The following is a 26,500-nucleotide window of genomic DNA, read 5'->3' as shown; positions in this document are numbered from 1 at the left end:
ACTTAGACTCCAATTCCAATGACGCGGGCCGGCGAATTAATCGAGCCGCCCCAGTTGTACAAGTTCACCGCAACAGGCGACACACCTCCCGCCACAACATTGCCAGCGTTGCCATTCCCAGCGTTACCCAAAGGCGCCGCGAGCGCCCAAATGCAGCCCACCGGGAAGGCCATAGGCCAATAAGCCGCGCCCGTTGCACCTGGTGCGATCGACGCCGAACTGGTCCATTGAATGATTAAGCTACCGAGCCAAGACGGAAACACGACATAACCTGATGCGTTGAAACTCACCGTAAAACCCAAACGCATCTTGTACGGCGTGACCATGACGTCATCACCTGATCCCGCATTGACCTGCGCCAAGGTCGCTACTTTGGCAATGCCCTTGACCACTTCAGTCGCCTGAATAACCAACGCCGCAATTCCAGCAGAGAACTTTTTCGGCGTGACAATCGTGGTGTCATCGGCGCCCGAGTTGGTCTGCGTCTGCGTCGCAATTTTCGCCCAGCCGAATGCGGATTCGGTCGCCTGAACTAACCGCTTGGCGATGGCCTGGAACACGCGCAAGGCGGTCATGGGCTTGGTGTTGTCCTGATCGGCCTGCGCCTCGGCTTCGGCCTGCGTCGGGATGTCGATGCCGTAACCCGTCAGCGTGGTTGGATTGGTGCCGCCAATGACTCGACCGTACTTGTCGACGGTCACGCTGCGGTAGGTGCCGGCGTTGATACCGGTGCGCCCGCTGACCATTTCAAACAGCAGATCCGAAACGCCCAGGACAATCGGCCCATCCGTTACCAGTTGCCAAACGCTGTCGCCGTTGAGCGTGCCGCGTTCGACATGCACGAACATGCCGGGAGTTACATCCAGACTGCTGTCGGCATCCGCGCTGCGTGTCCATACCCCCGCTGCTGACACGTTGTACAGACCATTATCTTTGGACGCGGCCTGATGCTTTACCAGCACCCGTGCGTCGCCGGTCAACTGCACGCCATCGATGATCTGCAGGCCATTCAATGCCACCGGGCCGGTGGTAGCTGCCAATACCGAATGCTTAAAGTCCTGCTTGTTCAGCTCATCGAGGACTTTTTGATCTACATACGACCGGGTCGCTAGCACCACGCTCGGATCGATCTTGAGTTCGACGGTGCTGCTGTTGCTGACGAGTAGGTTCATGCGTACGACTTGCGTGCGACCAGATCCTTGCGTGAGTAGCGGTTTGAACGACGGCGCGCAGTTGGCGATTGCCACCAGGTCGTTGTCGGCATCGTACAAACCGATCTCGCGGATCCACCAGCCACCGACCTCGGCCGGGATAACTTGCTCGGCAATGATGATGGCGCTATTGGCAGGATCAACCTTGAGCTGATTCAGCGGCGCGCGACGCCGTTCATTGATCAATGCGATTTGCGTGGCTGCCGGAATCGGGTCGGTGCCGTCGGCATCCCCCACACCCATCTGGGTGATCTTCCAGGGAATGCCCAGGGCATCGGCGTTGGCTTGTTTGGCGGCGCCGACGTTGGTCAGGATGGCGAAGAACTGCGAGGTCTGGTCGATCATGAGTAAATTTCCAGAGTGTCGATTATGTGATCACGCCCACCACGACCGATAACCCCCGAGACTTCGATGTCTCGCGGCTCCGGTGGGTAAACATCAATTTCGTCGCCTTCATGAAGTGCCGCGGCGAGGTGAAAGCCACCCGAGGTTTCCAGGCTGATGGCCAACCCGATCAGATGACGAGTCAGGGGTTTGGCGTCTTCGATCAACCAAGTGAGCTCCTGGTACATCTCCTCGGTGATGCCGGTGTCGAGTACCCCGACCTTGAGGGCAAAGGTGCCCGGGACGCCTTCAGGTACCGTCTGCCACCACTCCAGCACTTCGATCAGGTAGCCCAGCGGTTCGACGACACGCCGCAGGGCGCCGATAGTGCCCTTGCGCGAATGGACGTAATACGAAGTCTTGATGACTTGGCGCTTGGTCGCCTCCGACCAGTTCGAATCCCACCGGTCTACGGAAAACGCCCAGGCAAGGTAGGGCAGCAGGTCAACAGGGCAGCGGTCGGGATTGACCAGGTCGCGGATCGGAATGGGAACGCGCTCGATGCGAGCCAGCGCCTGGGCGGCGAGTTGCTCGAGCTGGCTGGCATTGGGCGGCAGGAGAGTGCTCACAATTGCCCCCCGACAGCCACGGAAACACCCGTGCAATAGGCCGCTTGGGCAGTGGTGGGGGCCAAGTCAGTCCAGCCGTTCAACACTACCTTTCGAACGCCTTCGACGTGCAAGGCGGCGTGAATGGCGGACTCCGAGACTTCAACGCCCAGGCGCCGACGTTGCGATACAAAAGCCGCGAGTTTGGCTTCAGATGCTGCGCGAATGGGCTCCGCTTCGGGTCCAGTGGTGGCCAGGTACAGCACGGCGTCAACGGTGTAGGTCAGGATTTCAGCCGACTGCACGGTGAGGCGATCAGCGACCGGGCGCCGATCCTCGTCACTCAGATAAACAAAGACCTTATCGAGCAGGTCCTGTGAGGCCGTGCCGTCGCCCAGCAACGCCTGAACGGTTACCACCGCCTCGGCAGGGGACGGGCTTTCGGCCGAGGCATCGGCAACACGACCATCGGCGCTGCGCGCGTGGAGGATGTAGCTGTTACGCGGACCAGCAGTGGAAAGACCCTCCCACGCCATTTGGGCGCGTTCGCGCAGGCTTTCGTCCGACTCCATCACCGCCGCGATGGGCGGGACTGCTGTGGGGTTGGCAGGTATGACCACAAGTCGATGAACGTTGACGTTGGCGGCTAGCTGCACCAGGTCATTACCCTTCGCCTTGGCCAACAGGTTGGCCAGGCATGCCTCATTGACCCGTTGACGCCAGATGGTCTCGCGGTAGGCGTTTTCCTGCACCAGTTTGGTCAATGGCTCTGACTCGAGTGCCAGCGTTGCGGCTACTTCTGCCTGCTGTTCGGCAGGCCACAAGCTGACCGTGTAGGCCTTTCGTTCAGCGAGAATCTGCTCGTAGTCGATCTGTTCGACAACGTCGGGGTCCGGTAACTGAGCCAGGTTAATAGGTGTGAAGGTTTTCATGCGGTGGCTCCCATCGCCAGCGGTACGCGCAAGCTGAGCGGCTCGTTGTTGTCTACCCGGGTGCCCTCGATGTCGAGAATTGCCTGTCCGGCTTGAGCGCCCAGGCTCAGTTGCACGCGGCTCAAATGAATCCGCGGTTCCCAGCGCATCAGGGCCATTGCCGTCGCGGCATAGGCCTGCAGGCGCGTGGCGTCATTGGTTGGCCAGTCGATGAGGTCGACGAGCAGGCTGCCGTATTCGCGGCGCATGACGCGTGTGCCAATCGGTGTGGTGAGGATGTCGGCAATCGACTGGTTCAACTGGTCGTTGCCGACGATCGCGCGGCCGGTGGCCTTGTTCATACCTATCATGGCGTCGGCTCCTCAGAGAGACCTGAGCCCGGCATGACGCCTTTGGTTCGGTGGTTAACCAGACTGATGTTTTGGGCGCCGGCAGTGACGTCTTCCGTCGCGCTGACCAGTCCTTCCACCGCTACATTGCCGGTGATGTGCACGTCGCCGGTGATGTTGACGCCACCGGGGGCGGTGAGGTTGGCGGTTCCACCATCAGGCAAGGTGGCGGTAAGCGTATGGGTCGCCGTGTCGTATTCAACAATGGCGCCATCGCGGTACTTGCGCCGATGGCGGGCGAGGTCGTTGTCCGGTGCCGGGAACTGGTCGCTGAAGACGCCGTAGAGGACAAAGCCCGTTGCTGGATTGCCCGATGGTGAAAGCACCAGGCACTGCTCGCCTGCGCTGGGCGGATCCCACTCGCTGTCGGTACCGGCCCTCGGGGCAAAAAATGGCAGCCAGCCGGTTACCAGTCCGCCAGTTTTCACCCGGCAGCGTGGGGCCTCCGGATCGATGTCGGCGATGGTGCCGGCACGGAGCAGGTTTTCGAGGCGGCGAATAAGATCGGTTGGATTTTCCATGTCGCCGATGGTGACGCTCGCGCGTGCGAGTCGCATTGGTCGGTCCGTGTAGCGGGGCGTGCTACAGGAACCGATCAACCCGCGAGATGATCGATCACGGCGTTGCGGATGGTTTCGAGCTCCTGCTCGGTGAATCCGAGCAGTTGACGCGCTTCATATCGGACATCGGCCTGGCCACGTTCAGGCCTGTCCTTCAGGCCGTACTGGTGGACGCGAGCCATACGGGCCACCCGGCCGAGGAATTCGACGGAGAAACCGACACCCGAGCTCTGGATCTTGAGGTAGCGGGCGGTGCGCAGCTTGGTGAACATTTTCGACTTGATCCGCCCCTGCTTGCCCCGCAGCGTTTGCTTCGGCTTGCGTGGGGCAAACGCGGTGCCGTCCGGGTTGCGCTGAGCGGTGATCCGCTGTCGTTGGCTGCGGCGCAGCTCCTGGGCAAGGGTGCCCATAAACTTGCGGCGCTCGTTCGAATCGAGCCGATTCAACAGGACGGTGGCCCAGTCCTCGAGCGCACTCAGGTCCTGGCTCACGGCTGGCCCCATTGAGCGAGAAACTCGCCATCGGAGGTCATCACTGTGACGCCGGCAACGGTGAACTGTTCGTCATCGACAATGGGCTCGGCCGGATGGCTGACCACCAGGTTGCCGTCATCCTGTCGCTTGACGATCACCCTCTCAGTGAGCGGCAGCTTGATCGAAAGGTCGACCTTGCTGTTGTCCAGGACGTCCGCCTCGAACACGATCGCGTCCTTGCTGCGCTCAAGGTTCTCCATCAGTTCGCGCTGGTTGACCAACACCCACGCGAACAAAGGGATGGCGACTGCGTCCGGGTGGCCGGCGAAGTCGGTCAGAATCAGGTTGAGGGTGTAGACATACTCGAACGACAGACCCGGGGCAGCGGTGCTGCGCATCGTGCCGTTATCGATGAACACCAGCAGGCGATCGGGGTTGTGCTTGAGCTCGGGTATCGAGTCGAGCAGGTGTTTGCGCAGGGATTCGGGTTTTTTCATGGCTTTGCGGCCTGTTCCAGTTGGTGGCGATAGACCATGTCGACCTGGGCGGCGCAGTCCGCCCACGCTGCCTCGGCGCGGTCTTGATCAGTGAGCAATTCGCCGTTACTGCTTGGGCGGGTTGCCTGCAGGCTGCACGGCACCACGGCCGGACAGCCACTGACGATAAGCGTCGGCGCCGGTGAGGGCGGGGCGCTCGCGCAGCCGGCGAGCAGCATCAGGCAAAGACTGGGCAGCCCAATCGCGTAGTTCGGCGTTTTCACGTTTCAGAGCCTCAATGGTGAGTTCGCGTTTCGCCAGGCCTTGGCGCAGCTGATCCTGCTGGGTGCGCAGAGTGGTTTGCGCGCTGCGTTCCTGCTCCAGGGTGGCCTGCAGGGTCTTGGCGGTTGCGAGGTTGCGGTCGGCGTCTTCGCGGGCAGTCTTGGCGTCTTGCGTTGCTAGTTCCGTATTCTTGTCGGCAACCGTGATGCGCAGCTCTTGGGTCCAGATCAGCAAAGCCAAGGCACCCAGCAGGGCAACGCCATAGAGGAGCTGGCGCAAAGTACTCACGCGCGGTACCAGCCGAGTTTGTTCATATCACCCACATCCATTTGCTGCACCGGGCCGCGAATGATGATGACTTTGCGGCTTGGCATTTGGACGTAAAGCGCATTGATCAGCAGCTCCATGTCGTGCTGATCGCTGTCCGGTGGCACCACCAGCAGATCGCCGTCCTGGACGTTCAAGCGTTGTATTGCATCGATATCGATCATGCGGCCTCCGGCATCGAGCAGCCGGCAGCATGCCGTTGATAGGCGCGCTGCAGCTTGGTGTCGTAGAGATTGCGTTCGTAATCGGGGCCGTTGTATCCGCGGGCGAACGTTGCCCACTTCTTGGCCCGAAGCGCCTTCAATAGCGCCGGATCTGCCTCGAGGAAGCGCACGAACGCTTCGAACTGCTCGTTTTCGTCCTTGGCCATGCGAGTTGCGAACTCTTGCACGCTGGCATAGCCCAAGCGCACCGCGTGGTACCCCATGATTTGGAAACCGCCCCAACTGGCCGACTCCAGCGCACAGGTGTCGTCGATCAGCTTGGCATTGGCCAGGCGCTGATGTTCGGCCGTGCCGCCGACGTATCCACCGGGACGCGGGTTGACCAGGTTGGGCTGGCTGGCAGCTAGCTCCACGGCATGGGCCTTGAGTTCAGCCACGTTGTCATCGGAGTGGCGGGGCTTGGCGAGCTGGCGGTACATGATGTGCCGCTCGTAGAGAATCTTGGGCTTACCGTTATCGAGGAAGCCCGAGCCCAGGCTTTCCACTTCGTTCACCGCGAGAATGGCTGCCAGTTCGATGCCGAGCCGCGCAGCAGCGGTTGCCAGCGTGGAGTGGCGCAACAGGCAGGAACAATCGGCACCGGCCAATGCGGCGAGGGTCTTGGGGCCGGCGATGCCGTCACTGACCAGTCCGATTTTTGATTGATAGTTGCGCACCGCGATTTCGGTGGCGTCGCCGAAATGACCGTCTACATAGAGACCGGCGCCGGTTTGGTTGAGGCGTTGCTGCAGCACGCGAACATCCTGGCCGCGGTCGCCATGACGAAGGGTTGTCATACCTGCTCCACCTTGCGCTTGAAGAATTGGTTGGCCAGGGCGCGGGTGCCCTCGACGCCCAGCAGTCCGATGACACCGCCGAAGAATGGCGCCGTCGTCGCCGGGATTCCGAGCAAAGACAGACCGTGGCTGCAAGCCAGGGCAAGTGCGCCACACAACGGGGCTTCCAAGGCCACGCGGCGCAGGGTGCCGCCGCCGTACATGATCCGCAGGGCGGCGATAACGGCGGCGAGGCCTCCGGAGTAGATGGCGGGCCAGTTTTGTTCGAGCCAGGCCGCGAGCCAGGCCCAGGTATCCGGTTTGTCAGGCATGCGCATAATTCCGCTGTCCGAAGGTGGAGGTAGAAAGCTTGTCGGTGCCCAAGTGACGGGCGGCTTGAATCAGTCCCACAAATTCACCATCTGGCGCTGCTCGGCTTGTGGCGGTGCCTCGGGTAGTTGCACCAAGGCGCCGTGCGGCAGGATCGTTCCGTAATCGGCCAGCCCCGGGTTCGCCTCGAGCACGGCTTCGGTGACGCCCGCCGTGCGCCCGTAGATCCGCCAGCAAATGGCGTCGACCGTGTCACCCTGATTGGCACGCACACTGGTCGCCATCAGGCGTGTTCCTTGAGGTCCGGGGTGACCGGATCGGCGTACACAAACTCCCCATCAGGTGAAACCAATGCACCTGGTGAAATACCTGTTTCCGGGATGCGGCAAACCGCCAAACCCAGCGGGTGCATGATTTCCCGGTTGATCCGCTCGAGCAGGCCCAGGCGGCTGATTTCGTTCCAGTCGATTCGTTTGCAATCAATCATCAGAGCAGCTCCACGGTGGCACGCGAGATACCGCTCAGGTCGCGCATCGCCCAGCGCGCATCGCGGCGGAATTCGTCAACGCTCGGGGTGAGTTCATCGGCATTGCTGTTGCCGTCGTTGGTGCTGTCGTAACTGCGGTACCGCTCGGCCAGTTCGGCACCGGCGGTGCAGTAAACGGCGCGCAGGTACAGGTGCACTGGACGTTTCATGTTCTGGATCAGTGGTCCGGGAACGGCTTCCAAGCTGGTGTGGCCGAGTGCGCGTTGGGCGGTTTGGTAGTCGCCCAGGTCGCGGTTAACGCTGAGGATTGCGTTGACCAGGGCAACCTCGAGGCGCATGGCACTGATGCTGGCGTCGAGACGCAGAGCGGCGCGCACGCTTTCACCATCGAGATCTGGCCACCAACCGTCATTGCTGATCGGATGGGGCTCGCTCGCGCTGGGAGTGCTGCCGTTCGCAATAAAACCGCTCATGTTCTGGCTCCTGGCCAATCAATGCCTTGAATAGGTCGGCGGTGGTCGGGACTTCACAGCAAGGAAAGGAGAAAACCCGCTGATTCGTCCCGAGCCGCCGGGGTTGCGTGGGAACGCTCGGTTAGCTGGCAGGGCCAGCGTGTTTTTTCAGGAGGCGATCAACGCGCTCCAGATCCTTTTTGCCGCCGCAGGAGGTGTGCAGCGCAATGGCGCGGGTGAGGTTTCCCCTCGCTGATCTGAGCGTCTCCATTTGCTCGGCGGCCGGAGTTTCATCCGTCACCTGTGCAGCCAACGCGCGGCCGATGGCCAGATGCAACTTGGCGCGGGCTTCATCTGGCATGTCCCGCTCCCGCGTCAGCTCCTCGGTGTCGAGCAGTGTTTGCAGGTCGAACTCGCCGCCGGCTTTCTGTGCCTTGAGGGCAGCCTCGGCCACCTCTTCGGCGATCAGGCAGCCGGTGCTGCGGGCAAAGCGGTCGGGCATGATCAGGTTGTGTTTGAGCACGTAGCCCGCGATCTTCAAGGCATGGGGGAATGCACCGGCATCGATCGCCCAGACCATAAGGGTGGTCATCACTTCATCCTGGGCGCCGTTGCCGCCAGCCAGGACACCCTCGATGTAGGGCTCATAGGTCGGCAACAGCTCGATCTTGAGCGCGGCCTTGCGCTCATTGCCCTCGATGTTTTTCAAGCGCAGCCGGTCCTGCAGCAGTTGGGCCAGTTGAAGCTCGTAGGCCGTGGCACCGGCCATGCTCGTCAGTGGGGATGTGGCGGCGGCCTCCAACTCCGCGAGAACGCGGAGCCGGTGGCGCTGAGCGAGTGAAAGCGCCATGGCTTATGCCTCTTCGATGTTCTCGACCACGGCACCCAGACCGAAGTCCTCGATGACGTAGGCGTCGTTGGAAGACTGGTAGTCCGCAATGCGATCCCACTCTGGCTCGTCTTTGATGTGACGGCGGCGGGCGCTGATCTGCCAGTAGATCGACAGGTTCTTCAGGGTGGTGACCATGATCGCCTTGTCCAGGAAGAACGGGGCATCTTCGATCGGCAGACCACCGAGACGAGCCTTGGCGATGATCTGGGACGCCGCCAATTCGTTCTCGTTGTCCGAGGCCCCTTCGATGTTGGCCAGGAACTTGGCGTGCAGCAGACTACGATCGACCAGCACGACCAGGTCCGGACGCTTGCGGTGCCATGGGTCCAGCAACTGGATGGCGTCATAAACCAGGCCATCGAGTGTCTTGTAGTCACCGCCGGCACCGATCGTGACCTTACCCGCGACCGCACCTTCGCTCATTACGCGTTCCGGCGCATTGGTGCGGTACTTCTGAATCCAGCCGACGTTGACATCCTGCAGCAACGGATTGGTTACGCGATTGGTATCCGCGGCTGCACTGGTGCCGTTGAAACCAATCATGATGCGATCGAGCGACTGGCGTTCAACGATGGCGCCCGACAGGCGTGCCTGGAAGTCCTGAAACTTGGCCCAGGCATCGAGCAGGGCGTAAGGGATGGCGGTGTCGAAATCGGTCTTTTTGCAGCTGTAAGTGTCCTTGTTCAAGGAGCTCACATCACGCGGCGTACGGGCCTTTTGGTTGGTGTCGGTACGTCCGGCGATGGAGCTGCCGACACCGAGAACAATGGCTTCGCCGTCCTTTTCGTCCACGCCGATGACGTTGATTTTTTTCAGGAAGTCGCTGGCTTCCTGAATGGCGGTTTCCAGTTTTTGTTGCACCGAAGGGGTGACCGTGAAGGACTCCGCCGCCGAGCTGACGCCGTTGAGTTTGGCGACTTGTTGCAGAAGGCCGGTGTAGGCCTGGCGAGTTTCATTACGCATAGGGTTCTCCGAAGAAAGGCTGGGGTCAGAACTGGGTCAGCACTTGGTTTTCGCCACCGGTGACCGGCGGGCGATGCTGTTGGCTGTGATCAGCGGTGTTGCCGAGCTTGGCCTCGAGGTCTGCAAACTTCGTTGCCAGCGCATCGTGTTTGCCGGTCAGCGCCTGCAGATCGGTTTGGGCTTTTTCATTGGCGTCGAGCGTGCTGCCCACGGCATCCGTCAGCTGACTGATCAAGGTGCCCAGTTCGGCAAATTGCTCTTGGTCGGCGTCGTCCTTGCCTTTGAGGCGGGTGAACAGGCCGTTAATTTTTTCCTTGAGACCGGAGAACACCTGGGGCTGATCGCTGACCTCTTCGAACTCCAGTGCGACCTCTTCGGCGGCAGTAAACAGATTGTCCGAGTGGGCTTTTCGGCTGGAGAGGGTGCCGTGCTGGGCGCTGAATGACAGCGCCTCGGTGCCCAGGCTGGCTGGGGTGTCGGTAATTGCCAGACCCACCAGATAGGCCTTGCCGGTGTCGGCAAATTTCGGTTGAACCTCGATCGAGGTGTAAACCTTTTGGCCGGCCTTGTTCAGGGCGAGCAGGGCATCGTTCGGCTGGAGCTGGCCAAACAGGGCGAGTTTCTTGGCTCCGTTGATCTCGACTTCTTCAGCCTTCAACGCCAGTACGTCGCCGTAGGCACCGAACTCACCGCCAGGCCAGTAGCCTTTGATGTGTTCGCAGTTGATCCGTGCACCGTAAGTGTTCGGGCTGTACTGGGTGGCCATGTCTTCGATCCAGCTGCGCTCGATCTGACGGCCGTCGGTAGTCGCGCCTTCGACGGCGATGCGAGTCCACTTGGAGCGAAATTTCTTTTTCATGGGTGAGGCCTCAATGCGTTGGCTGCGGTGGCAGGTAGCGTTGAGGTCATGGTCGGCAGCGCGCGCACGGCGAGCAATGAGGCTGGACTGTAGCTGTCAGTTTTACAGGTCGCGGCGTTAGGGGCTTCGCGCGCGTGACGGCAGCATCTGCGTCATGAATGAAGCCGCCCACCCACCGATGGACCCTCGCCGCCAGGCCAAGTTTTTGTACTGGACGGGTTGGCGCGTCACCGATATTGCCGACTTCCTGAGCGAGAAAGAGAAAACCATTCACTCCTGGAAGGCCCGCGACGACTGGGACCGGGCAGACAACGTCGAGCGCATCGGTGGTGCGTTGGAAGCACGCCTGGTGCAGTTGATCCTTAAAGAGGGCAAGTCCGGGGGCGACTTCAAGGAAATCGATCTGCTGCATCGGCAACTGGAGCGACAGGCACGCATTCAGCGGTTCCAGGGTGGCGGTACCGAAACCGACCTCAACCCGAAGTTGGCCGCGCGCAACGCTGAACCGAAGAAACAACCCAAGCGTAACGACTTTTCCGAGGATGACTTCGAGAAGTTGGAAGAAGCGTTTCGAGATGGCTGTTTCGAGTACCAGCTCGACTGGTATCGGTCGATGAACCAGCGCACCCGGATGTTGCTCAAGAGCCGGCAGATCGGGGCGACCTATTACTTTGCCCGCGAGGCACTGATCGACGCCCTCAAGACCGGGCGCAACCAGATTTTCCTGTCCGCCAGTAAGGCTCAGGCCCACCAGTTCAAGAACTACATGCAGGCATTCGTCAGCGATGTGCTGGGCCGGCAATTGACGGGCGATCCGATCGTGCTGGCCAACGGCGCCGAGTTGCATTTTCTTGGGACCAACTACCGCACGGCGCAGGGCCGCTCAGGCAACTTCTACTTCGACGAATTCTTCTGGACCCACAAATTCGAGGAGCTCAACAAAGTCGCCTCGGGCATGGCGCTGCACAAGCACTGGCGCAAGACCTACTTTTCGACCCCGTCGAGCATGGCCCACGAAGCCTACAAGTTGTGGACCGGCGAGCGTTTCAACAAGGGTAAACCGACCGCCCAACACCTCAAGCTGGATGTAAGTCACGACGCCCTGGGGCAGGGCCGACTGTGCGAGGACCGAATCTGGCGCCAGATCGTCACGATCCTTGATGCCGAGCAACGTGGGTGCGATCTGTTCGACCTGGAAGAGCTGCGCTTCGAGTACAACCCCGAGCAATTCGCCAACTTGCTGATGTGCCAATTTGTCGACGACGGCGCCTCGATCTTCCCGCTGCAGATGCTCCAGCCCTGCATGGTCGATAGCTGGGTGGAGTGGGGCGAAGATTACAAACCGTTCGCGGCACGTCCCTTTGGCGATCGGCAGGTCTGGGTCGGCTACGACCCCGCCGAAACCGGCGACAGCGCTGGGCTGATTGTCGTGGCGCCGCCGCTGGTACCGGGAGGCAAGTTCCGCGTGCTTGAGCGTCATCAGTTCCGGGGCATGGACTTCGCGGCGCAGGCTGAGGCCATCCGCCAGGTGACCAAGCGCTACTGGGTGACCTACATCGGCGTCGACGTTACCGGTCTGGGCAGCGGCGTGGCCCAGCTGGTGCGCCAGTTCTTCCCGGCCGTCACCACGTTCAGCTATTCGCCCGAAGTGAAAACCCGTCTGGTGCTCAAGGCCTACGACGTGATCAAGAACGGACGCCTCGAATTCGATGCCGGCTGGACCGACATGGCCTCCAGCCTGATGGCCATCCGCAAGACCATCACCGCCTCAGGGCGGCAGTTCACTTATACGGCCGGACGTAATGACGAAACCGGTCACGCCGACTTGGCGTGGGCATTGTTCCACGCCCTGCACAACGAGCCGTTGGAAGGGCAGACCGCTGCCAACACCGGCATCATGGAGATTTGTTGATGACTACCGATCTGGTTGAGGCGCTGCCTGCGCAGAGTCAGGCCCATGCATTCACCTTCGGCGATCCGGTACCGGTGCTCGATGGTCGCGAGATTCTCGATTACCTGGAGTGCTGGTCGAACGGGCGCTGGTACGAACCGCCGCTGTCGCTGGACGGCTTGGCCAAGTCGACCCGGGCCAGCGTGTACCTGCAGTCGGGGCTCAACTTCAAGCGTAATGCCCTGGCTCGGACTTTCATCCCTCACAAGCTGTTGAGCCGCCAGGCCTTCGAACAGGTTGCCCTGGACTTTATCTGGTGCGGCAACACCTACCTGGAGAAGCGCGACAACATGCTGCGCCAGGCGCTCGGCTTGTTACCGGCGATGGCGAAGTTCGTCCGCCGCGGCATCGACGAAGGGAGTTACTTCCAGGTGCGTGGCTGGCGCGACGAGCACGAGTTTCGCAAGGACAGCATCTGCCATCTGCGGGAGGCCGACATTAACCAGGAAATCTATGGATTGCCTGAGTGGCTGTCGGCGCTGCAGAGCGCGCTGCTGAACGAGGCAGCGACCTTGTTCCGGCGCAAGTATTACCAGAACGGCAGTCATGCCGGCTTCATCCTCTACATGACCGATGCCGCGCAGAACGAAGATTTCGTCACGGACCTGCGCAGCGCCATGAAGAGCAGCAAAGGCCCGGGCAACTTTCGCAACCTGTTCATGTACGCACCTGGTGGGAAGAAAGACGGCATCCAGCTGATCCCCATCAGCGAGGTCGCGGCCAAGGATGATTTCGGCTCAATCAAAAACATCAGTCGCGACGATCTGCTTGCGGCTTTGCGTATTTATCCGCAACTGATGGGCATCGTGCCGCAGAACTCGGGGGGCTTTGGTTCGATGCGCGAGGCTGCCCAGGTGTGGGGGCTGAATGAACTGGAACCGCTGCAGGCGCGCCTGCTGCAAATCAACGAATGGCTGGGCGAGGAGGTTATTCGCTTCAAGCCGTTTGAGCTTGGAGAGGGGAAATAAGCCCGCGCAGTGAATAAACGAGGCGACGAGCCGGTGCGTCAACACCAGCTCGACGTCGTACCACTCGAGCATTCCGAGTGATCCAACCCAAGGCCTCGCCCCACTGCGCAGGGGGTGCGAAGCCTAAGCGAATCCAATAGCAGAGACAAGGATCACTTATGTCTACACCGATTTTCCCGTGGATGGGCGGAAAGCGCCGCATGGCCAAACACATCCTGCCTGAGTTCCCAGAGCACGAATGCTATGTCGAGCCGTTCTGTGGAGGTGCGGCACTGTTCTTTATGAAAGAGCAGAGCCATGTGGAGGTCATCAACGATTTCGATGGTGAGGTGGTCAACCTGTACCGGGTTGTGGCGCATCACCTGGAGGAGCTGGTCCGGCAGTTTCGCTGGTCACTGGTCAGCCGCAAGATGTTTGAATGGACCAACATGCAGATCCCGGAAACGCTGACTGATATTCAGCGGGCTGCGCGGTTCTTCTACCTTCAGCAGCAATGCTTTGGCGCCAAGCCAACGGGCCGAACCTTCGGTACCGCGACCACTTCACCGCCCAGGCTGAATCTGTTGCGCATTGAGGAAAAGCTCAGCGAGGCACACCTGCGATTGGCTCGGACAACCATCGAGCATCTGGACTGGAAGGAATGCATCCGCCGGTACGATCGGCCGCACACGTTGTTCTACCTCGATCCGCCTTACTTCGAAACTGCGGGGTATGCACCAGGTGCATTCAACTTCGAGCAGTACCGGGTGATGGCCGAGCTGGCGGCATCGATCAAGGGTCACATGATCATCTCAATCAACGACCACCCGCAGATCCGTGAGGTGTTCTCGGGGCTTCGACTGAAGGAAGTGCCATTCCGGCATATGGTGGGGGGGCAGGGTGGCAAGCAGGCCAACGAGTTGATTTATTTAAACTGGTGATAAGCGCTCCAAGGAGGCGCTGAGAGAAAACACTACAGCCGCCCTCGGGCGGCTTTTTCGTGGTCGAGTGCTAATAACTAATTGGATGATCTAGTGAGTAGATTATGTTGTTGTGTGTGTCGTTGATTAAGTTTTCATTGTTCTCAAATAACAGGGGGGCGTATTCTTTGAACTCAGATAGCGAATCAATATTGTTGAGAAGTCCTCTCATTACCCCAGCCTGGCATCTTGAAACAGCATAAATCATTATGCTGCTAAATAGTTCAAGTTCACTTTTCGTGAAGTCGACACTTCTAAAGCCTTCATGCACAGAATCGTTGCGAAAGTCACGAATCTTCAAGACTATTTCAAGAAGTTTTTTTTGCCAGTGTTTGTATCTTGGGTGGCTTTCTAAGTTGCTAATTAGTGTTTTAGATACTAGCTCTAGCTGCCTGCCGTTGGGGAATCCCAAAAATAAACGGATGTAGCTCTCAACGCAATTGTCTGTCACGCTGGCCTTTAATAAAGCTTCCAGGGAAAACCATAGAAATATAATTTTAATTTGGGGGTTCGTTTCGTTTTTGCTGTTTCTTGCCCAATGAAGGGAACGCATGTAACGTTCGCTTAGCTCACTTTTGAGTGAAAGTACAAAATTGGTTGTATCAAAACTGTTGGTTTTTCCCCGGCTCATAACGAAAGTTAGTGAAGGTTGGAAGCCAAATCCTTTAATTGGTGTTATTTCCCCTGATTCTAAATCTTTAATCAGGCCAATCCGCGACGTTTTGATAGTGGACACTGAAAATTCTGTCGATTTCAAATCGAGAACTTCAAGGAACCTGTTCTCAGAAATGTGTACTGCCTCACTATGCGTTTCGCATTCGACGATCGTGGCTAATCTGGCGCAGATGCTAAGTCTGGCAAAGTCTAGCCCACATTCAGATGCAGACTTTTCCAAGGCATCAGTTTCAATCTTTGTGTCAGATAAATAAGATCTAAGCTCAACAGTTCCGTAGTTTTTTGTTGATGTTTCAGAGATGCTTCGGTCGTCTAAGACTTTAACTACCAAAAAGAATGTCATTTTAGTCCCCGAAGTGTTTCTATGAGTCTTTCAATTGTTATCTGTTTTAGCCAGTTGCTCATCGGAGGTTTGAGAGTTAGCTGATATTTAACAAGGTGTCGTGCTAAAGGTTCGGCTATCGAGTATCTTTTACGCTCTAAACATACTTCAAGGATTGCGGATAGGTATTCATTGCTTAAGCTATTTCCAAGCATTTCAATGCATACGGCTTCGCAGTTTAATATATTGTTTTGAGATTGGTAATAACGCAAGCGGTACCACAGCAGTTCGTTAATGTCTGGCTTCGAGTCAGTCAGCAAATTATCGTATTTCCAAACTCCATCGTTGTCGAAGAGAGCAATTGAAATTGCATATCCTAATCTAATGGTTTTTTCATGGTGTGGGCTAATTTCACATAGCTTTGAAAAGAAGTGATTGGCTTCTAGGTATCTGCCTCGCTTCACCAGTTCATTGACATACTCAGTAAGCCTTTTAGGGTATTTACGACTTGTGGTCGCTGTGTCCCTATAATTTCTTTCAATCTCTTCCAAAACGCAAAGCTCCATTCTCAGCGTATCACCTGATTTACAACATGCTCTTGTCTTTCAGGGTAGTTGTTGATTCAAATATAAGTCCTTCAATCCATCCCTGACGACGGTTTCCAGCAGTTTGGTCTGATACCTGCGGCTTAGCAAATTCTACCTGAGGCGAGTTACCGTCCGCCGAACTTCAAACCACTCCCTTCCTGTTACTAACGATAGAGCTCAGAGTTCAGGCGCTAGAGCTGAGGGATGCCATCGCCCAGAAATGGTGCGCGAGTGAGGTGCGGACGGTGATTTCTCCTGGCGCGCGCCGTCGTCCCCCCGCCACGCCTGCGGGCTAAATAGGGCGCTTTTTCTGCACTCCCTGCAGATGCTGCGGCGCGGGCGTGGCGGTGCTTGCTTGGGCTTTGATGGGCGTGAAAAAGCCTGCGAATCCCTGCGAGGGTAGGCTGTTTTGAGAGCAGGGCTGGAGCGCAGGTTGCGAGCGATTCTGAGAGGTCACTCGGGAAAAGGGTTAGTTTCTGAAAAAGGGAGGAGAGGTGCTGTACAGGTCCCGTATTTGCTGGGCTTGAGAGCTAACTTGGGAGGGTTAGCTATGGTTAGGTTTTAGGTTAGTAAATCGCAAGTCGCTGATTTATATAGGTTTTATATGTTGAATTTTTAACAGTTATAAAGGTTAGGAAATTACTTCTCATAACCCTAAAGCTAACCCAAAGCACCACCCGCAAAGCCGCAGAGAATAAGGCTTTCAGGTCGATTAGCAAAAAACTAACCTTCCTAACCTATTTCCCGTGGGTCAACATGAAAAGCCGAGAGCACCTAGGGCGTGGGTGCTGGCAATGGTCCGTCAGATGTTGTGCATGCACGCGCCGCACGAAAACTCCCAGGATTACAGTAACTGTCACCAAAACTGTCACCAGTCTCGTATGACGCTACCTCGATACCGCTGGAGGCCTTGAAAAAAGTGGAGCGGGTGAAGGGAATCGAACCCTCGTTATCAGCTTGGGAAGCTGGAGTAATGCCATTATACGACACCCGCTCAGAGCGGTGACTTTGTACCAGATGTGGGCATGGAAATGAAGTTTTTCTTTGCGCCAGACGGGTTTAGCACAGATGACACGGAGCAACGACCGGATGACGGTCTGTCGCGGGCAAGCTTCGCGGCTACAGGAATGCGTTCAACACTGTAGAGCGAAGCGTGCTCGCGATGACTCTCTTTCAGATTGCCAATGCATGGTGGTCCTGGACGTAGTGGTAACGCGGTCGGCTTTCGTGCAGCGCCGGCTTCAGGAACCCCATCAGGGCGTTACGGCTGTCTCGGCAGGCGGCTTTGTGTTCCATGTCGAGAAAGTGGCCGGTGGCCTCAAGGGTGGTGAAGGTGGCGTTTTGCACGTGGTTGGCGAACAACCGGGCGCCATCGGCGGCGGTGTATTCGTCCCATTCGCCGTTCATGAACAGCACTGGCACGTTGATTTTCTCCGAGGCTTTCAAGAAGCACTGGCGGTCGCTGTGCAGCAGGTCGTTGATGTGGAAGTGCATCTGCCCGTATTCGTGATCGGCCAGGCTGCTGACGTGCCGGTAGTTGAAACGCTTGAACAGCGACGGCAGGTGTTTGCCGATGGTGCTGTTGACCAGATTGCCGACACGGTCGCCATCACGGCTGCCAAGGTAATCCACACCGCGCTCAAGGTAGTCGAGCATGTGTGCGTTGATCTCCGGGGAGAACGAGCTGATCACGGCTTTTTCGATGCGCCGTGGCCGGTGGGCGAGGGCGACCAGGGTCGCGGCGCCACCCCAGGAAAACGACAGCACGTGTTCAGCGGCGAAGTGGTCGATCAGCTCCAGGAGGATCTGCCCTTCGACTTCCTTGGTCAGCAATTTCTCATGCAGGTTGTGGGCTTTGGACTTGCCCGCGTAGGGCTGGTCGTAGCAGACCACATTGAACTGCGGGTGAAGGTTCTTCACGGTTTGTGCAAACGACGCAGTCGTGGCCATCGAGCCGTTGACCAAGATGATGGTCTTCTCTGCGGCGTCTGCGCGATAGAACTCCGTGTAAACCCGATACTGACCCTGTATATCCAGCACAGCGATTTCTGGCCTCATGTCATAAGACTCCTGGCAAGCGGGTATGCGCGCAAAAGAGATTGCACGAGCTTTGTGACAGGTAGGCATATGCCTGGAATTTTGAGAGGCCCATGTCGATCCAGTGCAGTCCGGTCGACGGGTATTGTTATTGGCGGGCAGTCTGCCGGGTGAGGCCGGAACCCAAGGGTTCCTACCGGCAAAAAGTTTCTTAGAAGTATGTGGTGACTTGTCGGTCACATTTCGGCCGACGTCCTGATTCAAGCAGGGGTCACATCATTGCGCAAGTGCCGTTGGTAAATTGTTCGACAACTTCTGCTCAGCGGTAGGCTGCTTAGATCAATTCGATCTCATCAACCCTCAGCGGACGGTATTCGCCCGGTTTTAACGCGTCGTCGAGCACCAGCGGGCCCATGCGTTCACGGTGCAGGCGCAGCACTTTGTTGTTGAAGTAGCCAAACATGCGCTTCACCTGATGATAGCGACCTTCGACGATGCTCAGGCGCGCGCACTTCGGCCCGAGCAGCTCCAGCTCGGCGGGCTGGGTGGTGAGGTCTTCGAAGGCGAAATACAACCCTTCGTTGAATTTGATCGCGTATTCGGGGCCGATGACTTGCTCGGTTTCGACGTAGTAGACCTTCGGCAGTTTGGTCTGCGGCTGGGTCAGGCGTCGTGACCAGCTGCCGTCGTTGGTGATCAGCATCAGCCCGGTGGTGTTGAAGTCCAGGCGTCCGGCGATGTGCAGTTCGTCCTTGTCCGGTTCATGGATCAGGTCGAGCACGGTCGGGTGGTGCGGGTCGATGGTGGCGCTGACGCAACCGGCAGGCTTGTTCAGCATGAAGTGGCGCAACGGTTTGCCGGTTTGCAGTACCTCGTCGTCGACCTCGACGCGACTGAACTCGCGGACTTCGCTGTGCGGGTCGCTGACGATTTTGCCGTCAATCCTGATGCGTTTTTCGACCAGCAACAGGCGCACTTGCTTACGGTTGAAGCGAGGCAGATTGCTGAGGAATCGGTCGACGCGCATGACTTAAGGATCGGTCAAGAAAGGGCCGCGCATCTTACTTGATCGCCCCGGGCGCTGCTTGCAACTGCGCCTCGACCTCGGCACAACGCGGGCACAGGCAGGAAGCATTGCGCAGCTCGGCGGGCAGCGCTTCGAGTACTGCCGGGTCGATGCTGACGCCGTAGCACCAGCAGGCCTGGTCGGCGGTTCGCGGGTCGGCCAGGGCGCAGTCGTTGGGGGCGCCGCAGGCTGGGCAGAGATCAGGCGGGTTCATAGCTGGAGTGAGGTTTTTCCACGCAGGTGCGGTTGCGGCCACTTTGCTTGGCCCGATACATCGCATGATCGGCCCGCGACAGCAGGGTATGCAAGGTGTCGTCGGTTTGCAGGGTGGTCAGGCCGATACTGACTGTCAGATGCAGGGTGCTGCCGTTGTAGGCATAACGCTGCTGTTCGACATGATGACGAATTTTCTCGGCGATCATCAGACCGGTCTCACCGTCGGTGTCCTTGAGCAGCACGATGAACTCTTCACCGCCCCAGCGACAGACGATGTCGGAATGCCGCAGACAGCTCTCCAGGTCCCGGGCAAAGCCGATCAGCACCTGATCGCCAGCGAGGTGGCCGTAGGTGTCGTTGAGGGCCTTGAAGTGGTCCAGGTCCAGCAGCAACGCCGTCAACGGTTTCGGCTCGCGCTGGGCTTCGTGCATGGCTTGCGCGGCCAGCAAGTCGAAGCCGCGGCGGTTGGGCAGGTCAGTCAGACTGTCGAGGGTGGCCTGGGCCTGGATCTTGTTCTGATAGCGCTTGATCACCCGATTGAGCAGGGCCAGCACGGTCAACGTGACGATCAGGCAGATCAGCAGGTTGAGGTACAGCGAGCGACGGATGTCACTGAGTTCGCCGTCTTCGCGTTTGTCGACGAACAGGTACCAGTTCAACTCCGGGATGAACCGCACGTTGAGGAAATGTCCCTGGCCTTCGCCGGAATATTCGTAGCTGCCGCTGTGGGGCTTGGGCAACTGGCTGACCAGATCCTTCATGCTGTCGATTTCGCCCAGGGTCTGCCCGATACGTGCGCCATCCGGCCCACCCTCGGCGCCAGTCAGCACCACGCGTCCGAACGTGTCGACGAAGTACACGCTGCGCTGGTAGCGCTGCTGGTATTTGTCGATCAGTTTGATCACGGCATCGACCGTCAGCCCGACACCCGCGGCACCAATGAAACGGTCGTCGTAGTCGTAGACTTTATAGTTGATGAATACCGTCAGGTTGTCCTTGTTGGCGAGGTCCGGGTCGACGTTGATCTCGTAGGGATCCTTCATGTCGCGCACGCGAAAGTACCAGGCATCGCGCGGCTCGTTGGCCTTGACCTGCTTGAGCACGCCTTTGGCGTGGTAGTACGTCAGGCTGGTGTTGGAGACGAAGAATGCGGTGTAGGCGCCGTAGTGGGTCATGACCTCGTTGAGGTAGCGGGTCATCTGGTCGGAGTCTTTTTCACCGTTGACCACCCAGTCGCGCATAAAGGTGTCGCGGGCCATCATCGAGGAAATCAGGATCGGTCTGACAAGGTCTTTCTGGATTTCCGAGTACACCGTGTCGGACGTCAGCGGCAGTTCGGTGTTAACGATGTTGTCGCGGATCGACGCCCGCGAGGCGTAGTAACTGAGGAATGACGTGGCGAGGAAACCCGCGCCCAGCAACGCGACCAGCGTGAGGACCAACGAACGTTGAGAATACAGCGGCGAGCGAAGCGGCATGGCAATTCCGTGGTCAGTAATCCGGTGGCATGCATTCTAGTGGCACTGCCGGGAAATAACTGCTCTATGTGCGCCGCGAATGGTCGTAAATCTTGCCCGCACCTTGTGGGAGCGAGCTCGCGATCGCGCAGTATCAGACACCCATGAGGGGCGTGCTGACGTCATCGCGAGAAAGCTCCCACAGGCACACTGTCAGACGAGGCTTTTCAGATACGCTCGCCAGCCGCCGAGGTGGCTGATGTCGGTGGCGCCCTCCAGGCCATACGCCTCACAGATAAACCCGCTCTCCCAGCGACCATCCGCCAGTTGCACCTTGCCCAGTCCCAGCGGTGCGGGAATCCCGGTCAGGAACGAGCCCAATTCGTTGCTTGGCAACTCCCACACTTCCACGGCAATCGCCACGCCACCGTCTTTTACGCGAACCATGCCGGGACGAAACGGCGGGCCACCGGCCAGGGCGTACAGTTGATAGTCCGGTGAGCTGAATGTCGTTTCCACCCATCGACCACCGCGCTGCTTGAGCTGCCAGTTCAGCGCCAACCCGTCCAGGTGCGCGCCGCAGACCACCAGTCGGGCGCGGTCATTGCGCGCAATGGTTGTCGGCGCAGACGTTGCCAGGCCCTGTTGGCGCTGCAATCCGTGCGCCACGCTCAATAGATATTGATCGGTAAACGCCCGGCCAAACAGCGTCACGCCCCACGGCAAACCATTGCCCATGAAGCCGCTCGGCACGGCGATGGCGGCGTAGTCCAGCAGGTTCATGAAATTGGTGTAGTAGCCCAGTTCGGAATTGCGCTGCACCGGTTCGGCGGCGAGTTCTGCCAGGGTGACGGGGCGGCCGATGGTCGGCGTGACCACGCAATCGAGGTTGTCCAGCGCTTTGTCGCACAGGGCTTTCAACGCTTGCAGGCGGTACTGGGCGCGGAAGGTTTGCACGCCGCTGACGGCTGGCGCCTTCGCCAGCACGGCACGAATCACCGGCAGCACGGCTTCGGGATTCTGCTCCATTAGTTCGCCAGCCACGCTATAGCGCTCGGCCACCCAAGGACCTTCATAGAGCAGGCGCGCCGCTTCAAGGAATGGCGTCAGATCCAGTTCCACCGCTTCGCCGCCCAGGCGCTTGAGTTGCTCGATTGCATCACCGAACAACACGGGGCCTTCGGCGCAACCGAAAAACGCCAGGTCTTGTGCGCGGGGCACGCCGAAGCGGAACGGGCGCGGCGTGCCAAACGCCGAGCCGTCATTCCACAGCGGATTGTTACGGCTGTACTCATCCCGAGGGTCGAGTCTGGCGGTCAATGCCAGCAACTGACTGGCTTCCCGGGCGGTCGCCGTAAACGTGGTCACGCAATCCAGCGTACGACAGGCCGGCACCACCCCGGCGGTGGAAATCAGGCCCTTGGTGGCTTTCATTCCGACCAGATTGTTCAACGCCGCCGGTACGCGACCGGAGCCTGCCGTGTCGGTACCCAAGGAGAAACTCGCGACACCGAGCGCCACAGCCAACGACGAACCGGCACTGGACCCCCCCGACGGATATTCCGGCAGCACGCTGTTCGGGCAAACGCCATACGGCGAGCGACTGCCATTGAGACCGGTGGCGAATTGATCGAGATTGGTCTTGCCCAACGGCACCGCGCCCAGCGCCAGCAATTGCTCGACGATGGTTGCCGAGCGCTCGGGTACATAGGCAAATGCCGGGCAGGCTGCCGTGGTTGGAATGCCTGCCAGATCAATGTTGTCCTTGATCGCGAAGGGCACGCCGTACAGCGGCAGGCTGTCGATGTCGCGACCGTCGAGGGCCGCCAGATACGGTTCCAGTTCCTCGACACTCAGCAAGTGGATAAACAGGTGATAGTCCGGGTTCAGCGCCGCGGCTTTGTCCCGCAGACTCAGCAGCAGTTGCCGGGGCGTGGTGCTGCCGTCGCGGTAAGCGTTGCGCAGGGCATCGAGTTGCAGATTGATGTTCATGGTGTGCGTCCTTTTCAAAATGGGTTCAGTCGAGTGCCAGCACCACGACGCGCTGTCCGGCGCGCACGGCCGAACCGGGTTGCACGCGAATGTCGCGGACCACCCCGGCCATCGGGGCGAGCAGGGGGATTTCCATCTTCATCGACTCCAGAATCACCAGCACATCACCGGCCTCGACGCGGCTGCCGGTCTCCACCTGCACTTGCCAGAGGTTACCGGCAATGTGGCTGTCGATGCTCAGTTGGCCGTCGCCCAGCGGTGCGTCTTCAGTCGCTTCCGGGGCCAGTTCCTCGCTGTCGAAATGCGCCTGGCCGCTGGCGATCCAGCGCTCGCGTTCGGCGTTGAACGCGGCTTGTTGCTGATCGCGAAAGGCGCTGATGGTCTCGGCTTCCTGCGCCAGGAAAGCCTGGTAATCCGCCAGGTTCAGCTGGCTGTGCTCGATGTTCAGGTCGAAGCGTCCGAGGGGGAAATCCCGGCGGATGCGCAGCAGTTCGTCGGCGCTGACCGGGTAGAAACGGATCTGGTCGAAGAAGCGCAGCAACCACGGTTTGCCATCGAACGCGGCGACTTCGCGGTAGCGGTTCCACATCTGCAAGGTGCGCCCGACAAACTGATATCCGCCGGGGCCTTCCATGCCGTACACGCACATGTAGGCGCCGCCGATGCCCACCGAATTCTCGGCGGTCCAGGTGCGGGCCGGGTTGTACTTGGTGGTGACCAGGCGATGGCGCGGGTCGAGCGGGGTGGCGACCGGCGCGCCGAGGTAGACGTCGCCCAACCCCATCACCAGATAGCTGGCGTCGAACACCGTGCGCTGCACTTCATCGAGGTTCGGCAGGTCGTTGATGCGGCGGATGAACTCCAGGTTGCTCGGGCACCACGGCGCGTCCTTGCGCACGGTGGTCATGTATTTCTCGATCGCCAATTGGCACGCCGGGTCGTCCCAGGACAGCGGCAGGTGGACGATGCGCGACGGGACTTGCAGGTCCTTGGCGGCACACACCGCGTCCCATTCGCCGGCCACGATGCCGAGCAGGTCGGCCAGTGGCAGTTGTTCGGGCTGGTAGTGGATTTGCAGCGAGCGGATGCCGGGGGTGAGGTCGATCACGCCGTGCAGGGTTTTGCTTTCCAGGGCCTGCATCAGTGCGTGGGCGCGGAAGCGCAGGACGAGGTCGAGTTCGGGGGCGCCGATTTCCAGCAACAGGTGGGTGTCGCCGGAGAGGCGTGCCACCAGCCGCGTATCGTCCTGGCCCAAATCCAACACCACAGGCGACACAATCCCCTGTGGGAGCTGGCGTGCCAGCGATGGGCCCCGATCAGACACCGCATCAACTTCATCGCTGGCAGGCCAGCTCCCACATTGATCCCATTTCAAGGCGAGGGTGCGGGCGCTCTTCAGGTCAACTGGACAGAACTGCACCTTGTCCCCAGCCTTCAACTGCCCCAACTGCCAAAGATCCGCCTCGATCACCGTCACCGGGCATACAAACCCACCAAGGCTCGGGCCATCCGGGCCGAGGATCACCGGCATGTCACCGGTAAAATCCACCGCGCCAATTGCATACGGATTGTCATGAATGTTCGACGGATGCAGGCCCGCCTCGCCACCGTCGGCACGCACCCATTGCGGCTTCGGTCCGATCAGGCGCACGCCGGTGCGGCTGGAGTTGAAGTGCACTTCCCACTGCGTGGCGAAGAAGGTGCCGATGTAGTTTTCGGTGAAATATTCCGGGGCGCCGTGGGGGCCGTAGATCACGCGGATCTGCCGCACGGTTGGCAACGCGGTCACGTGCTCTTGCGCCAGTTGCTGACCGACGCTGCGATCGCTCAGCGCGGGTACGTGCAACACGTCGCCGGCACGCAAGGCGCGACCGCCGTGACCCCCAAACTGGCCGAGGGTGAAGGTGCTTTTACTGCCCAGATAATCCGGGACTTGCAGGCCACCGCGCAGGCACAGGTAGCTGCGGGCGCCGGTGCCGGCGATGGTGCCGAGGCTCAACGTCGCCCCCGCTGGAATCAGCAGCACCGTGTTCATCGGCACGGTTTCGCCGTTCAGCGTCAATGGAATCACCGCCCCGGTCACGGCAACCACGGCGTCGCAATTGAAGCGCAGCAATGGGCCGCTCATGGTGATTTCCAGTGCCGCCGCGCCTTCGTCGTTGCCCAGCAAGCGGTTGCCCAGACGCAACGCGCGACTGTCCATCGGCCCCGATGGTGGAACGCCAACAGCCCAGTAACCGAGGCGACCGGGATAGTCCTGCACGCTGGTTTGGGTGCCGGCACTGATGACTTCAAAGGTGTTGGCCTGATACACCATGCCTTCCAGGCAACGGGTCCATGGCTGGCCGCTGGCGAAGGGTGCATCAAGCAGAATCTGCCGCAGGTAATCGCGATTGGTTTCCACGCCATACAGCAGGCTGTCGCCAAGGGCACGATGCAAATCGGCGCGGGCTTCTTCGCGCGTTGGCGCCCAACTGATGACCTTGGCGATCATCGGGTCGAAGTACGGAGGGATCTCGCAGCCCGCTTCGACCCAAGTGTCGATGCGCAGCTGGATGCCGTTGGCTGTCGGGAAATTCACGGCAGTGAGCAAGCCCGGGCTCGGCTGGAAATCCCGGCCCGGATCTTCGGCATACAAACGCGCCTGAATCGCATGGCCTTCGGGTTGCAAGCCCGGCATCAGCTCGCTCAGCGGCGGCAAGTCACCGGCGGCCAGCTGCACCATCCAGCGCACCAGGTCCACGCCCCACACTTGTTCCGTGACGCCGTGCTCCACTTGCAAGCGCGTATTCACTTCAAGGAAATAGAAGCGCTGGGCGTCACTGTCGAAGACGAATTCCACGGTGCCGGCGCTGCGGTAATTCACGGCTTTGGCCAGCTTGATCGCGGCGGCGCAGAGTTCATCGGCCATGCCGTCCGGCAGATTCGGCGCCGGGGTTTCTTCGAGGACTTTCTGGTTGCGCCGCTGCACCGAGCAGTCGCGCACACCAAGGGCAATCACCTCGCCACAGCCGTCGCCAAACACCTGCACTTCCAGATGCCGGGCGCGCTGGATGTACTTCTCGATGAACACACCCGCGTCGCTGAAATTGTTCTGCCCCAGGCGTTTGACCGCTTCGAAGGATTCACTCAACTCGGCCGCGCTGCGGCACACACGCATGCCGATGCCGCCGCCGCCAGCGGTGCTCTTGAGCATCACCGGGTAGCCGACCTGTTCACCGGCAATCAGCGCGGCGTCGAGGCTGTCGAGCAGTTCGGTGCCTTCGAGCATCGGCACGCCGTGTTGTTTGGCCAGGGCGCGGGCGGTGTGCTTGAGGCCGAACACGCGCAGTTGCTCTGGCGTCGGGCCGATGAAGGCGATGTCGGCGGCTGCGCAGGCTTGCGCGAACGCGGCGTTTTCCGAGAGAAAACCGTAGCCGGGATGGATCGCCGTGGCACCGGTGGACTTGGCAATAGCGAGGATTTTGTCGACCGCCAGATACGTGCCGGCGGCGGCGCCTTCGCCGAGGCTGTGGGCTTCATCGGCTTGCAGGATGTGCAGGCTGGCGGCATCGGCTTCGGAGTACACGGCGATGCCCTGGACGTGCAGCTCACGCAGGGTGCGCAGGATGCGGCAGGCGATGGCGCCACGGTTGGCAATCAGGACTTTTTCGAACATGGCATAACCCCTGAAGGGGATGCGGGCCGTCCCGCAGTTTTTCGACAGGCATCCGGGACGTCCCGGAT

At 59.6% G+C, this 26,500-nt stretch carries 28 protein-coding genes, 1 tRNA gene and 1 pseudogene; 3 read left to right on the top strand and 27 right to left on the bottom strand.

The window, feature by feature from the left end:
- Positions 1-2: 2 nt before the first annotated feature.
- The 18 genes and pseudogenes from M5G20_RS23680 to M5G20_RS23595 form a co-directional block, all read right to left on the bottom strand.
- Positions 3-1,556, bottom strand: coding sequence for a phage tail protein (locus M5G20_RS23680; RefSeq protein ID WP_273921140.1), 1,554 nt, complete (start codon positions 1,554-1,556; stop codon positions 3-5).
- The gene (locus tag M5G20_RS23675) at positions 1,553-2,164 is read right to left on the bottom strand and encodes a phage tail protein I (RefSeq protein ID WP_273921139.1); all 612 of its coding nucleotides are present in this window, start codon (positions 2,162-2,164) and stop codon (positions 1,553-1,555) included. Before M5G20_RS23675 ends, M5G20_RS23680 begins: the two co-directional genes overlap by 4 nt.
- Positions 2,161-3,075, bottom strand: coding sequence for a baseplate J/gp47 family protein (locus tag M5G20_RS23670; protein WP_273921138.1), 915 nt, complete (start codon positions 3,073-3,075; stop codon positions 2,161-2,163). Before M5G20_RS23670 ends, M5G20_RS23675 begins: the two co-directional genes overlap by 4 nt.
- Positions 3,072-3,416: a GPW/gp25 family protein gene (locus tag M5G20_RS23665; protein ID WP_443218325.1), complete on the bottom strand. Its 345-nt coding sequence runs from the start codon at positions 3,414-3,416 to the stop codon at positions 3,072-3,074. Before M5G20_RS23665 ends, M5G20_RS23670 begins: the two co-directional genes overlap by 4 nt.
- Positions 3,417-3,421: 5 nt before the next feature.
- A complete protein-coding gene (locus M5G20_RS23660) occupies positions 3,422-4,021 on the bottom strand; it encodes a phage baseplate assembly protein V (RefSeq protein WP_273921136.1) in 600 nt (199 codons plus the stop codon).
- A gap of 38 nt (positions 4,022-4,059) precedes the next feature.
- Complete coding sequence (locus M5G20_RS23655) at positions 4,060-4,515, bottom strand: phage virion morphogenesis protein (RefSeq protein ID WP_273921135.1); 456 nt, start codon at positions 4,513-4,515, stop codon at positions 4,060-4,062.
- On the bottom strand, positions 4,512-4,994 hold the full coding sequence (locus M5G20_RS23650) for a phage tail protein (RefSeq protein ID WP_273921133.1): 483 nt from the start codon (positions 4,992-4,994) through the stop codon (positions 4,512-4,514). Before M5G20_RS23650 ends, M5G20_RS23655 begins: the two co-directional genes overlap by 4 nt.
- Positions 4,991-5,185, bottom strand: a pseudogene (gene lysC, locus M5G20_RS23645) (Rz1-like lysis system protein LysC); the annotation flags it as partial. The gene M5G20_RS23650 and the pseudogene lysC, both read right to left, overlap by 4 nt.
- Positions 5,100-5,543, bottom strand: coding sequence for an Rz-like lysis system protein LysB (gene lysB, locus M5G20_RS23640; protein WP_337994301.1), 444 nt, complete (start codon positions 5,541-5,543; stop codon positions 5,100-5,102). The gene lysB and the pseudogene lysC, both read right to left, overlap by 86 nt.
- Positions 5,540-5,746, bottom strand: coding sequence for a hypothetical protein (locus M5G20_RS23635; RefSeq protein ID WP_056852166.1), 207 nt, complete (start codon positions 5,744-5,746; stop codon positions 5,540-5,542). The genes lysB and M5G20_RS23635 overlap by 4 nt, the downstream gene beginning before the upstream one ends.
- On the bottom strand, positions 5,743-6,582 hold the full coding sequence (locus M5G20_RS23630; protein ID WP_273921129.1) for an N-acetylmuramidase family protein: 840 nt from the start codon (positions 6,580-6,582) through the stop codon (positions 5,743-5,745). Before M5G20_RS23630 ends, M5G20_RS23635 begins: the two co-directional genes overlap by 4 nt.
- Positions 6,579-6,893, bottom strand: coding sequence for a phage holin, lambda family (locus M5G20_RS23625; RefSeq protein WP_273921128.1), 315 nt, complete (start codon positions 6,891-6,893; stop codon positions 6,579-6,581). Before M5G20_RS23625 ends, M5G20_RS23630 begins: the two co-directional genes overlap by 4 nt.
- Positions 6,894-6,962: 69 nt before the next feature.
- Positions 6,963-7,175, bottom strand: coding sequence for a tail protein X (locus tag M5G20_RS23620; protein ID WP_273921126.1), 213 nt, complete (start codon positions 7,173-7,175; stop codon positions 6,963-6,965).
- A complete protein-coding gene (locus M5G20_RS23615; protein WP_273921125.1) occupies positions 7,175-7,378 on the bottom strand; it encodes a DUF7415 domain-containing protein in 204 nt (67 codons plus the stop codon). The genes M5G20_RS23620 and M5G20_RS23615 overlap by 1 nt, the downstream gene beginning before the upstream one ends.
- On the bottom strand, positions 7,378-7,851 hold the full coding sequence (locus M5G20_RS23610) for a head completion/stabilization protein (protein WP_273921124.1): 474 nt from the start codon (positions 7,849-7,851) through the stop codon (positions 7,378-7,380). Before M5G20_RS23610 ends, M5G20_RS23615 begins: the two co-directional genes overlap by 1 nt.
- Before the next feature lie 121 nt (positions 7,852-7,972).
- On the bottom strand, positions 7,973-8,680 hold the full coding sequence (gene gpM, locus M5G20_RS23605) for a phage terminase small subunit (protein WP_273921123.1): 708 nt from the start codon (positions 8,678-8,680) through the stop codon (positions 7,973-7,975).
- Positions 8,681-8,683: 3 nt separating this feature from the next.
- On the bottom strand, positions 8,684-9,685 hold the full coding sequence (locus M5G20_RS23600) for a phage major capsid protein, P2 family (RefSeq protein ID WP_273921122.1): 1,002 nt from the start codon (positions 9,683-9,685) through the stop codon (positions 8,684-8,686).
- Positions 9,686-9,710: 25 nt separating this feature from the next.
- On the bottom strand, positions 9,711-10,544 hold the full coding sequence (locus M5G20_RS23595) for a GPO family capsid scaffolding protein (protein WP_273921121.1): 834 nt from the start codon (positions 10,542-10,544) through the stop codon (positions 9,711-9,713).
- 154 nt (positions 10,545-10,698) lie between these two features.
- On the opposite strand from M5G20_RS23595, the gene M5G20_RS23590 reads away from it, so the two are divergent.
- The 3 genes from M5G20_RS23590 to M5G20_RS23580 all read left to right on the top strand — a co-directional run bounded on the left by M5G20_RS23590 (position 10,699) and on the right by M5G20_RS23580 (position 14,383).
- Positions 10,699-12,456 (top strand): terminase ATPase subunit family protein, encoded by a 1,758-nt coding sequence (locus M5G20_RS23590; RefSeq protein WP_273921120.1) that lies wholly within the window; start codon positions 10,699-10,701, stop codon positions 12,454-12,456.
- Positions 12,456-13,463: a phage portal protein gene (locus M5G20_RS23585; RefSeq protein ID WP_273921119.1), complete on the top strand. Its 1,008-nt coding sequence runs from the start codon at positions 12,456-12,458 to the stop codon at positions 13,461-13,463. Before M5G20_RS23590 ends, M5G20_RS23585 begins: the two co-directional genes overlap by 1 nt.
- A gap of 158 nt (positions 13,464-13,621) precedes the next feature.
- On the top strand, positions 13,622-14,383 hold the full coding sequence (locus M5G20_RS23580) for a DNA adenine methylase (RefSeq protein WP_273921118.1): 762 nt from the start codon (positions 13,622-13,624) through the stop codon (positions 14,381-14,383).
- 70 nt (positions 14,384-14,453) lie between these two features.
- Here the strand turns inward: M5G20_RS23580 and M5G20_RS23575 are convergent, their stop codons facing one another.
- The 9 genes from M5G20_RS23575 to uca all read right to left on the bottom strand — a co-directional run bounded on the left by M5G20_RS23575 (position 14,454) and on the right by uca (position 26,432).
- Positions 14,454-15,440, bottom strand: coding sequence for a HEPN domain-containing protein (locus M5G20_RS23575; protein ID WP_273921117.1), 987 nt, complete (start codon positions 15,438-15,440; stop codon positions 14,454-14,456).
- Positions 15,437-15,970 (bottom strand): hypothetical protein, encoded by a 534-nt coding sequence (locus tag M5G20_RS23570; protein WP_273921116.1) that lies wholly within the window; start codon positions 15,968-15,970, stop codon positions 15,437-15,439. The genes M5G20_RS23575 and M5G20_RS23570 overlap by 4 nt, the downstream gene beginning before the upstream one ends.
- A gap of 956 nt (positions 15,971-16,926) precedes the next feature.
- Positions 16,927-17,000 (bottom strand) — tRNA-Gly (locus M5G20_RS23565).
- A gap of 179 nt (positions 17,001-17,179) precedes the next feature.
- Positions 17,180-18,064, bottom strand: a complete 885-nt coding sequence (locus M5G20_RS23560; protein WP_075947516.1) for an alpha/beta fold hydrolase — start codon at positions 18,062-18,064, stop codon at positions 17,180-17,182.
- Positions 18,065-18,377: 313 nt separating this feature from the next.
- The gene (locus M5G20_RS23555) at positions 18,378-19,070 is read right to left on the bottom strand and encodes a pseudouridine synthase (RefSeq protein ID WP_273921114.1); all 693 of its coding nucleotides are present in this window, start codon (positions 19,068-19,070) and stop codon (positions 18,378-18,380) included.
- A 34-nt stretch (positions 19,071-19,104) separates the two neighbouring features.
- Entirely contained in the window at positions 19,105-19,323 is a 219-nt protein-coding gene (locus tag M5G20_RS23550; protein WP_273921113.1) for a cysteine-rich CWC family protein, read from the bottom strand.
- Positions 19,310-20,803, bottom strand: a complete 1,494-nt coding sequence (locus tag M5G20_RS23545) for a sensor domain-containing diguanylate cyclase (protein ID WP_273921112.1) — start codon at positions 20,801-20,803, stop codon at positions 19,310-19,312. Before M5G20_RS23545 ends, M5G20_RS23550 begins: the two co-directional genes overlap by 14 nt.
- Positions 20,804-20,995: 192 nt before the next feature.
- A complete protein-coding gene (atzF, locus tag M5G20_RS23540; RefSeq protein ID WP_273921111.1) occupies positions 20,996-22,774 on the bottom strand; it encodes an allophanate hydrolase in 1,779 nt (592 codons plus the stop codon).
- Positions 22,775-22,799: 25 nt separating this feature from the next.
- Positions 22,800-26,432, bottom strand: coding sequence for an urea carboxylase (uca, locus tag M5G20_RS23535; RefSeq protein ID WP_273921110.1), 3,633 nt, complete (start codon positions 26,430-26,432; stop codon positions 22,800-22,802).
- Between the last annotated feature and the right edge of the window lie 68 nt (positions 26,433-26,500).

The sequence above is a fragment of the Pseudomonas sp. TNT2022 ID1044 genome (genome assembly GCF_028656895.1).
Taxonomy (GTDB): domain Bacteria; phylum Pseudomonadota; class Gammaproteobacteria; order Pseudomonadales; family Pseudomonadaceae; genus Aquipseudomonas; species Aquipseudomonas reinekei.
Note: the sequence above shows the minus strand (reverse complement) of the source record. Positions and strands in the feature narration are given on the sequence as shown.

Coding starts and splice junctions, on each gene's coding strand:
- M5G20_RS23680 (WP_273921140.1), bottom strand. CDS start 1,556: ATGATCGACCAGACCTCGCAGTTCTTCGCCATCCTGACCAACGTCGGC.
- M5G20_RS23670 (WP_273921138.1), bottom strand. CDS start 3,075: ATGAAAACCTTCACACCTATTAACCTGGCTCAGTTACCGGACCCCGAC.
- M5G20_RS23665 (WP_443218325.1), bottom strand. CDS start 3,416: ATGAACAAGGCCACCGGCCGCGCGATCGTCGGCAACGACCAGTTGAAC.
- M5G20_RS23660 (WP_273921136.1), bottom strand. CDS start 4,021: ATGCGACTCGCACGCGCGAGCGTCACCATCGGCGACATGGAAAATCCA.
- M5G20_RS23650 (WP_273921133.1), bottom strand. CDS start 4,994: ATGAAAAAACCCGAATCCCTGCGCAAACACCTGCTCGACTCGATACCC.
- M5G20_RS23635 (WP_056852166.1), bottom strand. CDS start 5,746: ATGATCGATATCGATGCAATACAACGCTTGAACGTCCAGGACGGCGAT.
- M5G20_RS23630 (WP_273921129.1), bottom strand. CDS start 6,582: ATGACAACCCTTCGTCATGGCGACCGCGGCCAGGATGTTCGCGTGCTG.
- M5G20_RS23625 (WP_273921128.1), bottom strand. CDS start 6,893: ATGCCTGACAAACCGGATACCTGGGCCTGGCTCGCGGCCTGGCTCGAA.
- M5G20_RS23620 (WP_273921126.1), bottom strand. CDS start 7,175: ATGGCGACCAGTGTGCGTGCCAATCAGGGTGACACGGTCGACGCCATT.
- M5G20_RS23615 (WP_273921125.1), bottom strand. CDS start 7,378: ATGATTGATTGCAAACGAATCGACTGGAACGAAATCAGCCGCCTGGGC.
- M5G20_RS23610 (WP_273921124.1), bottom strand. CDS start 7,851: ATGAGCGGTTTTATTGCGAACGGCAGCACTCCCAGCGCGAGCGAGCCC.
- gpM (WP_273921123.1), bottom strand. CDS start 8,680: ATGGCGCTTTCACTCGCTCAGCGCCACCGGCTCCGCGTTCTCGCGGAG.
- M5G20_RS23600 (WP_273921122.1), bottom strand. CDS start 9,685: ATGCGTAATGAAACTCGCCAGGCCTACACCGGCCTTCTGCAACAAGTC.
- M5G20_RS23595 (WP_273921121.1), bottom strand. CDS start 10,544: ATGAAAAAGAAATTTCGCTCCAAGTGGACTCGCATCGCCGTCGAAGGC.
- M5G20_RS23590 (WP_273921120.1), top strand. CDS start 10,699: ATGAATGAAGCCGCCCACCCACCGATGGACCCTCGCCGCCAGGCCAAG.
- M5G20_RS23585 (WP_273921119.1), top strand. CDS start 12,456: ATGACTACCGATCTGGTTGAGGCGCTGCCTGCGCAGAGTCAGGCCCAT.
- M5G20_RS23580 (WP_273921118.1), top strand. CDS start 13,622: ATGTCTACACCGATTTTCCCGTGGATGGGCGGAAAGCGCCGCATGGCC.
- M5G20_RS23575 (WP_273921117.1), bottom strand. CDS start 15,440: ATGACATTCTTTTTGGTAGTTAAAGTCTTAGACGACCGAAGCATCTCT.
- M5G20_RS23560 (WP_075947516.1), bottom strand. CDS start 18,064: ATGAGGCCAGAAATCGCTGTGCTGGATATACAGGGTCAGTATCGGGTT.
- M5G20_RS23555 (WP_273921114.1), bottom strand. CDS start 19,070: ATGCGCGTCGACCGATTCCTCAGCAATCTGCCTCGCTTCAACCGTAAG.
- M5G20_RS23550 (WP_273921113.1), bottom strand. CDS start 19,323: ATGAACCCGCCTGATCTCTGCCCAGCCTGCGGCGCCCCCAACGACTGC.
- M5G20_RS23545 (WP_273921112.1), bottom strand. CDS start 20,803: ATGCCGCTTCGCTCGCCGCTGTATTCTCAACGTTCGTTGGTCCTCACG.
- atzF (WP_273921111.1), bottom strand. CDS start 22,774: ATGAACATCAATCTGCAACTCGATGCCCTGCGCAACGCTTACCGCGAC.
- uca (WP_273921110.1), bottom strand. CDS start 26,432: ATGTTCGAAAAAGTCCTGATTGCCAACCGTGGCGCCATCGCCTGCCGC.